General features: G+C 31.1%; 12 protein-coding genes, 1 pseudogene and 1 other annotated feature. Of the genes and pseudogenes, 12 read left to right on the forward strand and 1 reads right to left on the reverse strand.

What is annotated here, in order from left to right; translation table 11 throughout:
• The first annotated feature begins 108 nt into the window (after positions 1-108).
• The 9 genes from BUB34_RS11500 to BUB34_RS11540 all read left to right on the forward strand — a co-directional run bounded on the left by BUB34_RS11500 (position 109) and on the right by BUB34_RS11540 (position 9,929).
• Complete coding sequence (locus BUB34_RS11500) at positions 109-843, forward strand: MgtC/SapB family protein (protein WP_242948883.1); 735 nt, start codon at positions 109-111, stop codon at positions 841-843.
• A gap of 47 nt (positions 844-890) precedes the next feature.
• On the forward strand, positions 891-1,736 hold the full coding sequence (locus BUB34_RS11505) for a DegV family protein (RefSeq protein ID WP_073127443.1): 846 nt from the start codon (positions 891-893) through the stop codon (positions 1,734-1,736).
• Between the two features lie 28 nt (positions 1,737-1,764).
• Complete coding sequence (gene pepF / locus BUB34_RS11510; protein WP_073127445.1) at positions 1,765-3,549, forward strand: oligoendopeptidase F; 1,785 nt, start codon at positions 1,765-1,767, stop codon at positions 3,547-3,549.
• Positions 3,550-3,786: 237 nt separating this feature from the next.
• A complete protein-coding gene (locus BUB34_RS11515) occupies positions 3,787-4,620 on the forward strand; it encodes a phosphate ABC transporter substrate-binding protein (RefSeq protein ID WP_073127447.1) in 834 nt (277 codons plus the stop codon).
• Positions 4,621-4,848: 228 nt separating this feature from the next.
• The gene (gene pstC, locus BUB34_RS11520; protein ID WP_073127449.1) at positions 4,849-5,784 is read left to right on the forward strand and encodes a phosphate ABC transporter permease subunit PstC; all 936 of its coding nucleotides are present in this window, start codon (positions 4,849-4,851) and stop codon (positions 5,782-5,784) included.
• A 1-nt stretch (position 5,785) separates the two neighbouring features.
• A complete protein-coding gene (pstA, locus tag BUB34_RS11525) occupies positions 5,786-6,610 on the forward strand; it encodes a phosphate ABC transporter permease PstA (RefSeq protein WP_073127451.1) in 825 nt (274 codons plus the stop codon).
• Between the two features lie 25 nt (positions 6,611-6,635).
• On the forward strand, positions 6,636-7,400 hold the full coding sequence (pstB, locus tag BUB34_RS11530) for a phosphate ABC transporter ATP-binding protein PstB (RefSeq protein ID WP_073127453.1): 765 nt from the start codon (positions 6,636-6,638) through the stop codon (positions 7,398-7,400).
• 337 nt (positions 7,401-7,737) lie between these two features.
• Positions 7,738-9,123, forward strand: a complete 1,386-nt coding sequence (locus tag BUB34_RS11535) for a [Fe-Fe] hydrogenase large subunit C-terminal domain-containing protein (RefSeq protein ID WP_073127454.1) — start codon at positions 7,738-7,740, stop codon at positions 9,121-9,123.
• 44 nt (positions 9,124-9,167) lie between these two features.
• Positions 9,168-9,929 (forward strand): polysaccharide deacetylase family protein, encoded by a 762-nt coding sequence (locus BUB34_RS11540; RefSeq protein WP_084120387.1) that lies wholly within the window; start codon positions 9,168-9,170, stop codon positions 9,927-9,929.
• Positions 9,930-10,003: 74 nt separating this feature from the next.
• Here BUB34_RS11540 and BUB34_RS11545 read toward each other — a convergent pair whose 3' ends face one another.
• Positions 10,004-10,279, reverse strand: a complete 276-nt coding sequence (locus BUB34_RS11545) for a ribosomal protein L7/L12 (RefSeq protein WP_073127456.1) — start codon at positions 10,277-10,279, stop codon at positions 10,004-10,006.
• Positions 10,280-10,507: 228 nt separating this feature from the next.
• Positions 10,508-10,752, forward strand: a binding site (T-box leader).
• Between the two features lie 507 nt (positions 10,753-11,259).
• Between BUB34_RS11545 and BUB34_RS11550 the strand changes: the two genes are divergently transcribed.
• The 3 genes and pseudogenes from BUB34_RS11550 to BUB34_RS13965 all read left to right on the forward strand — a co-directional run.
• Positions 11,260-13,926 carry a valine--tRNA ligase gene (locus BUB34_RS11550; protein WP_073127458.1) on the forward strand — a complete coding sequence of 889 codons (2,667 nt, stop codon included), beginning with the start codon at positions 11,260-11,262 and terminating at the stop codon, positions 13,924-13,926.
• 247 nt (positions 13,927-14,173) lie between these two features.
• Entirely contained in the window at positions 14,174-14,800 is a 627-nt protein-coding gene (locus tag BUB34_RS11555; RefSeq protein ID WP_073127460.1) for a PH domain-containing protein, read from the forward strand.
• Between the two features lie 340 nt (positions 14,801-15,140).
• A pseudogene (locus BUB34_RS13965) lies at positions 15,141-15,236 on the forward strand (ABC transporter ATP-binding protein); the annotation flags it as partial.
• Positions 15,237-15,580 lie beyond the last annotated feature (344 nt).

A 15,580-nucleotide genomic window follows, 5' to 3' on the forward strand; every position in this document is an offset into this window, starting at 1 on the left:
TCAAAGTTGAATCATCCATTAGGGAGAATTTTAATAGAAAACAATTAAAGAAATGAATTAAGATCCGATAGGATTTTATACAAATTTAAAAATTAAGAAAAGTTGTTAATGTTCGTTAGATTATTAGAAAGTTTTCTATCAAATGTTACAACTACATTATACAAGGGGGGATTTATTATTATAAATATAGATATTAAGGAGATAATAATAAGATTATTAATTGCCCTAACAATAGGAGGATTAACAGGGCTAGAAAGAGAAAAATCAAATCAGTTTGCAGGATTTAGAACACATATTTTAGTTGCAGTGGGGTCTTGTATAACCTCAATAACATCAATATCTCTATTTACAGAGTACAGCATGTATTGTAATACAGATCCAGCAAGACTACCGGCCCAGGTACTCTCAGGAATTGGTTTTTTGGGTGCAGGAGCTATATTAAAAACATCAAACGGAATAAGAGGATTGACAACAGCAGCAGGTATATGGGCAACCGCCTGCATAGGTATAGCTGTTGGGTACGGACAGTATACGCTAAGTATTTCAGCATGGTTGTTTGTTATGATAACGCTTTATATGCTTAGAGGTATAGATAAGTTTTTATTTAGGCAAGAGCAGGCTATATTTAATATAACAATAAAAAATATAGAAGAAGTAGCTATATTATTTAATATATTTAAAAAATCAAAGATTTCTATAAAAACCATGGATATAGAACTTGAGGGAGAAAAATGTTGGAAAGTAAGCTTTTTTGTTATTTATGATAGGCGAATTATATTAGAAGAGCTCATAAAAGAGTTAAATAAGTCAAAAAATATAATAAGTGTAGATTATTTTCAATAAAATATATAAAATAGAAGATAACCAGAATTAAAGTTGAGGTGTATAAATTGAAAAAAAGCATAAAAATAATAACAGATGGCTCGTGTGATTTTCCCCAAGAGGTTTTAGATAGAGTAAATCCGGGCATAGTAGGAATAAACGTTGCCTTTGGGGAAGAGACTTATATAGGTAGGGAAGAGATTGATGATGAAACATTCTATGAAAAGATGAGAGCACATAAGGAACTACCTAAGACATCAAGTCCATCTCCGGATAGATTTATAGAGTTATACAACTGTGAAGAAGAGGAAATACTAGTGATAACTTTAACTTCAAGATTGTCTAGTACTTATAGTAATGCAGTTTTAGCAAAACAGATGTACTTAGAACATCACGGTGACAAAAGAATAGAAGTTGTCGATAGTCAAAGTGGTTCTATTGGGGTTGCTTTAATGATACTCAAGTGTGGGCAAATGATAGAAGAAGGAAAAACAATGGATGAATTGTTAGAGGAAATAGAAGAAATAAAGAAGAGAATAGTATTTTTCGGAGCACTGGACACATTAGAAAATGCAATAAAAGGTGGAAGGGTAAATGCACTAGCCGGAAGATTAATAAATGCTTTAAATTTTAAAGTTATAATAAGAATAGATGAGGGCTTAGTTAAGCCTATAGATAAAGCCAGAGGAGAAGGCAATAGTTTAAAAAAATCATTTGAATATGTAAAAAATAACGTAGGAAACTCAGATAATAAAATCATAGCTATAGCACACTCCAACTGCCATGAAAAGGCTTTGAGAATCAAAAAATTTATAGAAGAACATTACAGTTTTGAGGAAATACTAATATCAAGCATAGGGCCTATAATGGGAACTTTTACATCTGAGGGGGCTATATTAGTTGCAGTAATATAATATAATTTATTTGCAAGGAGTGATTAAAATGGGTATAGATAGAAATACCGTAGATAAGAAACATAAATGGCAAATAGAAAAAATGTATGCCACTAAAGAATCTATAGAAAAAGATATACAAAAAGTAAAAGAGGTTATAGAAGAGGTAAAAGAGTACAAGGGAAAACTTGCTGAAAGTAAGAATAGCTTATACGAAGCTATAAAACTATCTGAAAATGCTTCTCGTATATTGCAACATTTATATGTGTATGCTCATATGAAACAGCATGAAGATACTAGAATAAATGAGAATCAAGCACTAGCTACAAAGACAGAGATGTTATCAACAGAGTTATCTATGGCAACTTCATACATTGTTCCTGAGATAATATCTATAGATGATAATGTATTAAGTGAATACTTAAAGTCAGAGGAATTAGCTTTTTATGATAAATATATAAAAGATATTCTAAGAGAAAAGCCACACACACTAAACGAAAGAGAAGAGGAAATTTTAGCTGCTACGTCTGAGTTATCTAGCGTGCCTGAAAATGTATATGATATGTTGGCATTTGCTGATATGGAGTTTCCTGAAATAGAAGATGAAAACGGAGAAAAGGTTAAACTGACTCATGGGAATTATTCTCTATTCCTTAAGAGCAAAAATAGTAGAGTTAGAAAAGATGCTTTTGAAGCTGAGTACTCTACTTATGGAAAATATAAAAATACTTTTGCCTCTACTCTTTATGGGGCAATTAAATCAGAAATATTTTATGCAAAACTAAGAAAGCATAAGTCTGCAATAGAAGGTTCTTTATTTTCAGACGATATAAGTATAGATGTTTACAACAACCTTATAGCAGCTATAGATGAAAGTCTACCTGCTCTTAACAAATACATGGAATTAAAGAAAAAGTTCTTGGGGTTAAGTGAAATACATATGTATGACTTATATGTTCCACTTACAGAAAACTTTGATATGACTATACCTTATGAAGAAGCTCAAGATATTATATTAAATGCACTAAAACCTTTAGGAGAAGAGTATTTAAATATAATAAAGAGAGCTTTTGAGGAGGGCTGGATTGACGTATATGAAAATGAAGGAAAACAAGGTGGAGCTTATTCTTGGGGAAGTTATGACTCTAACCCATATATATTGTTAAATTACAAAAATGACCTTAACTCTTTATTTACATTAATACATGAACTAGGACATTCGGTTCATAGTTATTATTCAAGATCTACTCAGCCGTATATATATTCTAGTTACAAGATATTTGTTGCAGAAGTTGCATCTACACTTAACGAACAGTTATTAATAAACTACTTGTTGGAAAAAGCAACTTCAAAAGAAGAAAGGGTTTATTTGTTGAATTATTATCTAGAACAGTTCAGAACAACTGTATATAGACAAACAATGTTTGCTGAATTTGAAAAACTGACTCACCAAAGTGTAGAATCAGGAGAACCATTAACAGCTAAAGAATTTGATGATTTATACTATAAGTTAAATGAAAAATACTACGGTGAATCATGTGTAGTAGATGAGCAAATTGCATTAGAATGGGCTAGAATACCTCATTTTTACTCTAATTTCTATGTTTACAAATATGCAACAGGATTCTCTGCTGCTAGTGCATTAAGCCAACAAATACTGAGTGAAGGTCAGCCAGCTGTAAACAGATATATAAACTTCCTAAAAAGTGGTGGCTCAGAGTATCCACTAAAACAACTAAAAGATGCTGGAGTGGATATGGAGAAAAAACAATCTGTTGAACAAGCACTAAGCGTATTCAGTGGCTTAGTTGACAAATTAGAAAAAGAATTATAAACAATATAATTATCAAGACTAAAAATAAAAAACTATGACATAGATAAAAGATTATAGAAGAACAAGAATACTAAAGGTTCGTAATAAAATTAAATTTTTATTACGGATCTTTTTTACAATACATTAACAATGTTTACATTGAATTAACCTCCTTATAATATTAAATTAACATAATATATGTATTATTGAATTGTAAGCAAAAGGAATAATAAAAAATATTGTTGGAGGGAATAAATTATGTTTAAGAAAAAAATAGGAGCACTTTTATTAAGCACAGTTTTAGTTAGCAGCTTGGCTGTAGGATGTGGATCTAAAGCGACAGCAAATAAATCAGAGAGTTCTAAGATAACAATATCAGGATCAACTTCAGTAGGACCAGTTATGGAAGTAATTGCTGAAGAGTTTGAAAAGAAAAATGAAGGTGTGAGTTTAGAAATACAACAAGTAGGATCTTCAGCAGGAATAAAAAATACAATCGATGGGACTTCTGAAATAGGGATGGCTTCAAGAGATTTAAAAGATGAAGAAAAACAATCAGGATTAAACCCTACTGAAATAGCAATTGATGGTATAGCATTAATAACTAATAAAAATAACCAAGTAAAAAATTTAACAGTAGAACAAACTAAAGATATATATACAGGAAAAATAACAAACTGGAAAGATGTAGGAGGAAAGGATGCTCCTATAGTAGTAGTATCTAGAGAAGAAGGATCAGGAACTAGAGATGGGTTCCAAGAGATAGTAGGATTTGAATCAGGAGACCTAACTAAACAAGCACAAATAAGTGATGGTTCAGGAAATATAAAGACTACAGTTGAAGGAAATGAAAATGCAATAGGATACATATCTTTTGGATACGTTGATGAAGCTATAAATGCTTTATCAGTAGATGGTGTTGAACCAACTGCTGAAAACGTAAAATCAGATAAATATCCAATAGCTAGACCTTTCTTATTAGTTAACAAAGAAGATGCATTATCAGAACAAGGTAAATCATTAATAGATTTTATACTAAGTAGTGAAGGTCAACAAATAATGGAGAAAAAAGGATTCATAAGTGTAAAGTAAATTCCCAATAGAGCAATTATGCGCTAAAATTCAATATAACCTTAAAATAGTTTGGGCTAATCAGATCTCTGGTTAGCCCAAACTATTTTAAGGCCTAAAAGTTAATTTAGAAAAGTAAAATCCATGTTAAAAGGACATGATAAATTTACCTTAGCTTAACTTAAACCTAATATGGATTTAACTTTTTGATAATAAAATAAGTATATAGATTTTTATAGGGAGGTTAGTATGTTGGCTAAGTCTGAAGCGATAAATATAGGAACAAAAAAACATGAACATAGAGAAAGTAAAAGTGAAAATAAATTTAAATATACAGTTGATAGGATAACTAAGAACATATTTATGATTAGTTCTTGGGTATCAGTAATAAGTTTGCTGTCTATAATAGCATTTGTATTTTATAAGGGGTTGACTCCATTTGTTTTTAAAGGGTATTCATTTACAGATTTTCTGTTTGGATCTGAATGGCTTCCCTCAGCAGATAAATTTGGAATTTCATCAATGATAGTAACTTCAATAATTTCTACTATAGGAGCTTTAGTAATAGGAACACCTATAGGAGTATTAACTGCAGTATTTATATCAGAAGTTGCTCCAAAGAGAATTTCTAAGATTATATCTCCTGCAGTTGAAGTTTTAGCAGGTATACCATCTGTATTATACGGGGTATTTGGATTGGCAGTAGTAGTGCCAGCAATACAAGATACATTCAATATGCCTAAAGGGCAAAGTTTACTAGCAATAATAATTATTTTATCAATTATGATGTTACCTACGATAATATCTATATCAGAAACAGCTATAAAATCTGTTCCTCAAGCATATAAAGAAGGATCTTTGGCTTTAGGAGCATCAAAAATAGAAACTATATTTAAGGTTATAATACCAGCAGCAAAATCAGGAATACTAGCAGCTGTGGTACTAGGGGTAGGTAGAGCATTAGGAGAAACAATGGCTGTAATATTGGTAGCTGGAAACTCACCGATGATGCCAACATCTCTTTTAGATAGTGTTAGACCTCTAACAACTAATATAGCACTTGAAATGGGATACTCTTTTGGAACTCATCAAGAGATGTTATTTGCAACAGGAGTAGTATTATTTAGTTTTATACTTATTTTAAACCTAATATTAAATAAACTTTCAAATAAGGCGGTAAAATAATATGAGAAAATTTAAAGAGATATTATTAAAAAGTATAGTTTATTTATCTGCTTTTGCTACAGTATCAGTTTTGGTGGCAATAGTAGGATACATTTTCTCAAAAGGTCTTAGAGGTGTAAATTTATCATTTTTAGTGAGTGATTATTCTACATCAGGCGATGGAGGAATATTACCTATGATAATCACGACGTTATATATGGTATTGGTTTCTATATTAGTAGCTACACCAATAGGAATTTTATCAGGTATATATTTACAAGAGTATTCAAAAAATGGAAAATTAACAAAAATAATAAGATTTGCAACAGAGAGTTTGGCAGGTATACCATCTATAGTGTATGGATTATTCGGGGGTATATTCTTCGTAGTAACTTTAAAACTAGGTTATTCAATAGTTTCAGGAGCTCTTACGGTGGCTATAATCATATTACCAGTTATAATTCGTACAACAGAAGAAGCTCTAAAGACAGTACCAGATTCATACAGAGAAGGATCTTTAGCATTAGGTGGAACTAGATTTCAAACACTTTATAAAGTTATATTACCAAGTGCTATACCAGGTATATTGTCAGGAGTTATATTATCAGTTGGCCGTATAATTGGAGAATCAGCAGCAGTACTTTTAACAGCAGGGACTGTAGCTAAGCTTCCAGAAACTATATTTGATAGTTCAAGAACATTGACTGTTCATGCATATTTACTAACAAAAGAAAGTGGAGATATACAGACAGTTGCCAGTATGGGAGTTGTATTAATAATAATGGTTTTAGCTCTAAATACACTAGCTAAGGTAATTGCTAAAAAATTCAATAAAGCAAATTACTAGTTTTATAAAATAAAGAGGTGGCAGAATGTATAAATTAGATGAAAATAAAATAGAAATTAAAGACTTAGATTTATTTTACGGAGAAAATCAAGCCTTAAAGAAAGTAGATATGCTTATAAAGAAAAATAAGGTAACAGCTTTAATAGGGCCATCTGGATGCGGGAAATCAACATTTTTGAGAACATTAAACAGAATGAATGATTTAATAGAGAACGTAAAGATAGAGGGGAAAATAGAAGTTGATGGAGAGGATATATACCAAACTGAAGACGTTATAGATTTACGTACAAAAGTAGGAATGGTATTTCAAAAACCAAACCTTTTTCCTATGAGTATATATGATAATGTTGCATATGGTCCTAGAGTACATGGGATTAGAGATAAAAAGAAACTAGATAAGATTGTTGAAGAGAGCTTAAAAGGAGCGGCCATTTGGGATGAGGTTAAGGATAGACTTAAATCATCAGCTCTTGGATTATCTGGAGGGCAACAACAGCGTATATGTATAGCAAGGGCAATTGCTATGAAGCCAGAAGTAATACTTATGGATGAACCTACCTCAGCGCTAGATCCTATTTCTACGGCAAAGGTAGAAAACCTAATAGAAGATTTAAAGAAGGATTATACAATAGTTATAGTAACACACAATATGCAACAAGCTGCGCGTGTATCAGATGAAACGGCATTTTTCCTAAATGGAGAGTTGATAGAGTACGATGATACTAATGTAATGTTTAATAGTCCAAAAGATAAGCGTACACAGGATTATATAACAGGAAGATTTGGATAAGATTAATAGATAAAACTTTATAGATAATTAAATTTTAAGAAGTGCACTGATACGAGATGGTGCACTTTTTTAGTTTTTGATTTTTTAGTTTGTATTAAATAAAAAGTAAAGTCATATATATATTTAGAGGCAATACTTATTAGGTAAGCATAACTTTCTTGTGAGTTTATCTAGGCATATTAACAAATTGTAAATAAAATACAGTATCTTTGCAAATATTAATTGTATAAAGGGTTACATTATTGGTAAAAATTTGTATGACACTTTAAGTAAATATTTTCATTTGACTAGTAATTAAACTTTTTAATAATAATACAAAAGAACGGAGAGATACTGTATGAGCTCTATAAATATTGATCAAAAAATATTAGAAAAACAAAAAATGGAGGTTTTTAATGAATTAGTTAAATACATATGGATGGATGAAGTTGAAAATATAGAGGAATTGCCAAGAAAAATTCTAAAGAAAGACATATATAAAAACTTCGATGAAAGTGTAGTACTAAATTTAATCAGAATAACTATGGGACTAGACCCATTAGAACAGGTGGATAATAACTTAAGGGAAATGTTAAATGAAGCTTTAAATTTAAATGAGGTAAAAAAACCTGTAATATCCATAATAAAAGATGCCTGTAAGTACTGTGACAATAATATTAGTGAACAGTGTCTAGTAAGAGATAAACACAATGACTGCAATGAAAAGGATATATGCAGTGCTTGTGGGGAGTGTTCTTCTAAATGTAAGCTAGGCGCTATATCAGATAAAATTCAATTTGTTCCCATGGTTCAGTTGCTTAAGGACGAATCATGTCCTGTGTATGCAATAGTTGCACCAGCCTTTGTAGGTCAATTTGGCAAGGATGTTACCCCGGGAAAATTAAGAAGTGCATTCAAAAAAATGGGATTTGAAGATATGATAGAGGTCGCATTGGCTGCGGATATGTTAACAGCTAAGGAGGCATACGAATACTATAACCACATGAAAGATAACAAAGACGAGTGTTTTATAACAAGTTGTTGTTGTCCTATATGGGTAAGCTTAATACAAAAGAGTTTCCCGGAAATTTTAAAAAACGTATCTCCATCTGTTTCACCTATGATAGCTTGTGGGAGGGCTATAAAAGTTTTAAATCCAGATGCAAAGGTAGTATTTATAGGACCTTGTATGGCAAAAAAGAAAGAAGCACTATTAGATGACATAAAAGACGCTGTGGACTTTGTTCTTACATTTAAAGAAGTAGAAGAAATATTAGATGCAATAGATATAAATCCGGCAGAGATGGAAAATGATGATAGAGTAGAAGCTTCACTTTCAGGAAGGGTTTATGCAAGAACTGGTGGAGTAAGTAAAGCCGTACAATTATCTGTTGAAAGAATAGATCCAAATATAAAGTTTATACACAAAGCATTTGATGGCCCAAAAGAATGTAAAGAAGGTTTAACTAAAGTTATAAACAAAGAAATAAATGCTACTTTTATAGAAGGTATGGGCTGTGTAGGCGGCTGTGTGGGTGGACCAAAGAGAATATTGAGTGTTGAAGAAGGAACAAAAGAAGTGGATAAGTATTGTGAAGAAACTAATATGGATACCCCTTTTGATAATTTAAATGTAATTCAGTTTCTGACACTAATGGGAATAAAGAGGGTGGATTCATTAACAGATAAAGATATTGAGCAAGTAAAAAATATATTTAGCAGAGATATTAGAGGCAGCAAATAGTTAGTCAAAGGCATAATAATTAAGATTTATATAAGAGGGAGATTATGGGGATGGTATTTAAGTCTAGAGAAACTATTTGGGTTATAATATTCAGCTTAATTTTAGCAGTAATAAAAGTAAATATTATTGATAAAAATAAAGTTATAAACGATCAGAAAAACAATATGAAAACGTCACAGGCTGTGACTGAAAAGCCTAAGCCAAGGCCAGAAAAGATAGCATATATAACAATAGATGATGGACCATCTAGTCATACAAGTGAAATAGTAGAAGTACTAAAAGAAAATGATGTAAATGCAACATTTTTTATGATAGATGGAAATATGAAATCCAATAAAGAAGCTGTAAAAGAGGTTGTAAAAGAAGGAAATTCTGTAGGTTTTCATAGTGTAAGTCACGACATACATAAATTATATGAAAGTCCAGAAACAACCTTAAATGAATTTGAAACATGCAAGAAAACATTTGAAGAAATATCAGGCAAAAAATCTAAATTAATAAGATTACCATATGGAAGTAAACCATATATGCCTGAAGAATCTTATAATAAACTAATGGAAAATGACTACAAAATCTGGGACTGGAGTTTAGATACTGAAGATTGGAGATCTAGTACAGACCAAATAATCAATAACGTTCTTTATTACGGAAGAGACAAAAAAGAAATAGTTATTTTGATGCACGAAAAGGAACAGAGTGTAAATGCATTAAGTTATATAATAAAGGTTCTTAAAGAGAGAGGTTATACTATACTCCCTATAACAGAGGAGGATAGCCCAAAAAATTATTGGAATAAAAATATATAGGTAGAGGGCAATTAGAAGGACATGAAATTTTTTAAGGCATGGACAGAACAATAGTCTACCATGCCTTAATTTGTCTATTTTTTCATATCCTCACTTAAAAGATCAATGTATTCTTTTGCCTCTTTCAAACCAACTCCTGTAGCGACTCTGTACTCTTTAATTGCTTTGACCTTTTGCCCTTTTTCAATAAGAACTTTCAATTCATCCATTGCCACATCGCTTATTTCATTAGATACACCAACTTGTTTGGAAATTTTATCTAGTTTTTTATTAACCTTGTCTATATTATTTTGTAAATGACCAACATTTATAACAAGCCACATTAATGTTACCGCTATAAACCAATTCATAATATTCATACCCCTAGTATATTGTATACAGTATATGTATTTTCTTGTTTATTAATTATATCACTATACTCTCTATTATAAAAGCGAATACCGGTTTTATAAAATTATCTATAATTATGAATATTGAAAACAATAAATGGCAAACTTAATATATAATGAACAACTTGTAAATTCATTTTAAAAAATAATAATTGATATTAAAGCAATAATTGTATATAATAAATTGTATCAAAGACTGTGATGAAGAGGAGTAAGTAAATACTACTAAAAGAGAGGAAAACTCACCGGCTGAAAGGTTTTCTAAGTATAGGTTTACAGAAGGTAGCTTCGGAGTTTCTAGGCTGAAATAATAGTAAGCTTAGACGGTTAGAACCGTTATATTCTTTGAGAGTCAAACTAAAGAATGAGTTATTTAAATTATAATTGTTCAAAGTTTGGAATTAAGGTGGTAACGCGAGCTTTTCGTCCTTTTTATTAGGATGAAAGGCTTTTTTTAATATGATATATATATTATACCAGCGAAGGGATAACGAATATATAAACTGTAGCGACATTGCAGCGTAGCTGTCTGGATATAAATAAAAAGTAAATCATCAATAATAAACCCACGAACTGACGCAGATAATGTTAAGAAGGATTATCCAGCGAGGTGATGTGAAGATATTAGGCTGTACCAATATTGAAGCGAAGTGACGCCGATAAGAACGATATATATTATACCAGCGAAGGGATAACGAATATATAAACTGTAGCGACATTGCAGCTTGACTGCCTGGATATAAATAAAAAGTAAATCATCAATAATAAACCCACGAACTGACGCAGATAATGTTAAGAAGGATTATCCAGCGAGGTGATGTGAAGATATTAGGCTGTACCGACATTGCAGCGTAGCTGTCTGGAGGAAAGCCTAATTCGAACATCACCTCGCGATGAAATACAAAAAATTTATCAAGGAAACTATCAAGGAGGTAATTAAGATGGAAAATACAAATTTATCAAAAACATATGATCCAAAAGATTTTGAATCAAGACTCTACTCAAAATGGATGGAAGATGGAGTTTTTAAAACTAAACCAAACCCAAATAAAAAGCCGTTTACTATAATGATGCCACCACCAAACATAACAGGACAACTACACATGGGACATGCACTTGATCACACATTACAAGATATACTTATAAGATGGAAGCGTATGGATGGGTATGAAGCACTATGGCAACCTGGAACAGACCATGCATCTATAGCTACTGAGGTTAAAGTTGTTGAGAGAATCAAGAAAGAAGAAGGAAAAACTAAGTATGAATTAGGAAGAGAGGAATTCCTAAAAAGAGCTTGGGACTGGAGAAATGAATTTGGTAGAAAAATAGTAAACCAAATGCAACAATTAGGAGATTCTTGCGACTGGGAAAGAGAAAGATTTACAATGGATGAAGGATGCAACAAGGCTGTTACAGAGTTCTTTATAAAATTATATGAAAAAGGACAAATATACAGAGGAAACAGAATAATAAACTGGTGCCCAGACTGTAAAACAACTCTATCAGATGCAGAAGTTGAGCATGAAGAACATGATGGACATTTCTATCACATAAAGTATCAAATAAAGGATAGCGATGAGTTTTTAGAAATAGCTACAACTAGACCTGAAACTATGATAGGTGATACAGGAATAGCTGTAAATCCAGACGATGAAAGATATAAACACCTTATAGGGAAAACAGCTATACTACCAATAGTAGGTAGAGAATTACCAATAGTTGCTGATGATTATGTAGATTTAGAGTTTGGAACAGGTGCTGTTAAAATGACACCAGCTCATGACCCTAATGACTTTGAAGTTGGAGTAAGACATAATCTTGAAAAAATAAACGTAATGAACGAAGATGGGACAATGAACAACCTTTGTGGAAAATACGAAGGAATGGATAGATTTGAATGTAGAAAAGCCTTAATAGATGATTTAGATAAAGAAGGTTTATTGATAAAAATAAAAGACCACAGCCATAATGTAGGTACTTGCTACAGATGTCATACAATAGTAGAACCAAGATTATCAGATCAATGGTTCGTAAAAATGGATGAACTTGCAAAACCTGCAATAGAAATATTAAAGAACCAAGAATTAAAATTTGTACCAGATAAGTTTGATAAAACATACTTACAATGGTTAGAAAATATAAGAGACTGGTGTATATCAAGACAGTTATGGTGGGGACACCAAATACCAGCTTATTACTGCCAAGAATGTAAAGAGATAGTAGTAGCTAAAGAAATGCCTAAAAAATGCCCTAAGTGTGAAAGCACTCATTTCAAACAAGATGAAGATGCATTAGATACATGGTTTAGCTCAGCATTATGGCCTTTCTCAACATTAGGATGGCCAGATAATACAGAAGAATTAGATTACTATTTCCCAACTAGTGTACTAGTTACTGGTTATGACATAATATTCTTCTGGGTAGTAAGGATGGCATTTGCCTCAATGTTCTGTACTAATAAAAAACCATTTGAACACGTATTAGTTCATGGATTGGTAAGAGATTCTCAAGGTAGAAAAATGAGTAAATCTTTAGGAAATGGTATAGATCCGCTTGAAATAATAGACCAATTTGGTGCAGATGCATTAAGATTTACACTAATAACAGGAAATTCCCCGGGAAATGACATGAGATTCTACATGGAAAGAGTAGAATTTGCTAGAAACTTTGCAAACAAACTGTGGAATGCGTCAAGATTTGTATTCATGAATATAGACAGTGAAATAATGAATGGAGTAACAAGAGAAAGCGTAGAGGCTAACCTGACTTTAGCTGACAAATGGATAATATCAAGAGCAAACAATATTGTAAAAGAAGTATCTCACAATATGGATAAATTTGAACTTGGTATAGCACTGCAAAAGGCATATGACTTTACTTGGTCTGAGTACTGTGACTGGTATATAGAAATGGTTAAACCAAGACTTTACAGTGAAGACAAGGATGCTAAACAAGCTGCATTATATACATTAACTTATGTTCTTGAAAAAATACTTAAGTTATTACATCCATTTATGCCATTTATAACAGAGGAAATATATACTTACTTACCAACAGTAGAAGGAAGTATAGTAGTAGCTCAGTGGCCAAAATACAAAGAAGAAGATAACATGGAAAAAGAAGAGGAAATGATGAACCTATCAATGGAAGGTATAAGAAACATCAGAAATGTTAGATCAGAAATGAATGTTCCACCTTCTAAAAAAGCTAAGGTAATAATAGTTCCAACTGACGATAAAAAAGAAGCGATAGAAGCAGGGAAAGACTATTTTGTTACACTAGCATCTGCATCTGAATTAGAAATAGCAAACGATGAAACTAATGTACCAGAAGATGCAGTAAGTATAGTTATAGACGGAGTAAAGATATTTATACCGCTTGACGAGTTGGTTGACTTTGCTAAAGAAATAGAGAGACTAAACAAAGAAAAATCTAAGTTAGAAGGAGAAATAAAAAGAGTTAATGGAAAACTTTCTAACCAAGGATTCCTAGCCAAAGCTCCTGAAAGTCTAATAGAAGAAGAAAAGGCTAAAAAGGAAAAATTTGAAGAAATGATGAAGTCTGTAGAAGAGAGATTAGCTAATCTAGAATCAAAAATTAAATAAAGTAAATATATAGCATATATAATATTAACTAAGGCGAGTAGAATTACAAAAAGGTAAATTTTATTCGCCTTAGTTGTATATATCGATAACGAAAAATCTATAGGACTATATAAATCACTAGATTTTGAAAAAGAGGGGATAAGAAAATATTCTGCTATTAGAAATAGCAAATATGTTGATGAATACATAATGGCGAGATATAATATAAAATAAAAAGTACTAATTAAAAGGGATATGGAGGCTTAACATGGCAGGAAATTTATTTGGAAAAATGGCGGCGGATACTTTTGGATTGTCTGATATAGGGAAAATAATAGATCAAAAGGATTTTGACAAAGTAGATGGTGATGATTACATAATGCACGAAGATGGTGAAAAGATATTCTTCGTTATAAAGTCTAAGTCTGATGAGTATGTATTCACAAATAGAGGTCTTTTACATGTTGACGGTGCAAGTGCTGTAAGCAAAAAGAGAACGGTAAGAAGACATGAATTTAGTAATGAAAAAGTGCATTCAATAACCTTAGAAACAGCAGGGACAGTAGATTTAGATGTTGAAATAAAATTTAGTTTTGAAAATACTGATTTCAGTATAGATGTAGACAAAAATCAATTAGAAAAGTTAAAAGATTTATACAAAACATTACTAGAGATTAGCAGAATACAAGGTCTTAACTATAAGCTTTTAGATGATGGGAAAAATGGTCTAAAAATGGCAAACGATGCTCTATCAAGATGTAAAATAGAGGGGAATAACATTGCAAAAATAGCTGAAGATTTAACTAATTTTAATTTAGATTTTATGGAAGCCTTAAGAAGAACTTACAATAACAGAGATTTTTCAGAAGTATATGAGAAGTATATAAATAACTAAAAATAAACACTAAATTAATAAAGCTAGAGGAATGAAATTTATTTTATTTAAATACGGATATTCATCCCTTTTATTGTCTAATGAAAAAATAATATAATCATGTATTTAATCAATGGACAGAAATTAACATAGGATAGAAAAAATGTAAATAAAGGTAAAAAGAAATTTGTATTTACCTGTGGTTTAGCATTACAATAAGAGTTTGATTGGATTATATGAATAGAAAAAGATAAAATATTAAAAAAATCTAACAATATTGAATTATGTTTTGAAGAATCAAATTTTGATGATTTTCTAAAAAATTAAAAGATTATCTAGATATTCAATATATTTCTAGTGTAATCAAACACTGATAATGATAACCCACAACGAGAGTATTGCTAAAAAGGCAGATAGAATACTTTATATAAAAGATGGGAAAATAGCAGAGAATTAAAAAATCTAGCAATAATTAATTAATAGGCTGTATAATATTTAGCGTTGATGGTAATAAAAAATCCATAATTGTCGTTAGACAAAAATGGACTAATTACTATCAGCGCTATTATTTTATAAAAAAATGAACACATGTCAAACTCGTTGTATAATTAAGTCACGACAACAAAATAAACGAGGAGGTTTGACATGTGCTCAAATGATATTATATCAAATATTCTAGGAATTAGCGATAAAAATTTAGTATTTACAGGAGATGGAATTGAAAAAATAAGAGGTATTGAGTTTAAGGTATTAAACGCAGTGCTTACATATGTTCCAAAAGCATGCTCTAAATGCGGTTGC

The sequence above is a fragment of the Asaccharospora irregularis DSM 2635 genome (assembly GCF_900129815.1).
GTDB classification, from domain to species: Bacteria; Bacillota; Clostridia; order Peptostreptococcales; family Peptostreptococcaceae; genus Asaccharospora; species Asaccharospora irregularis.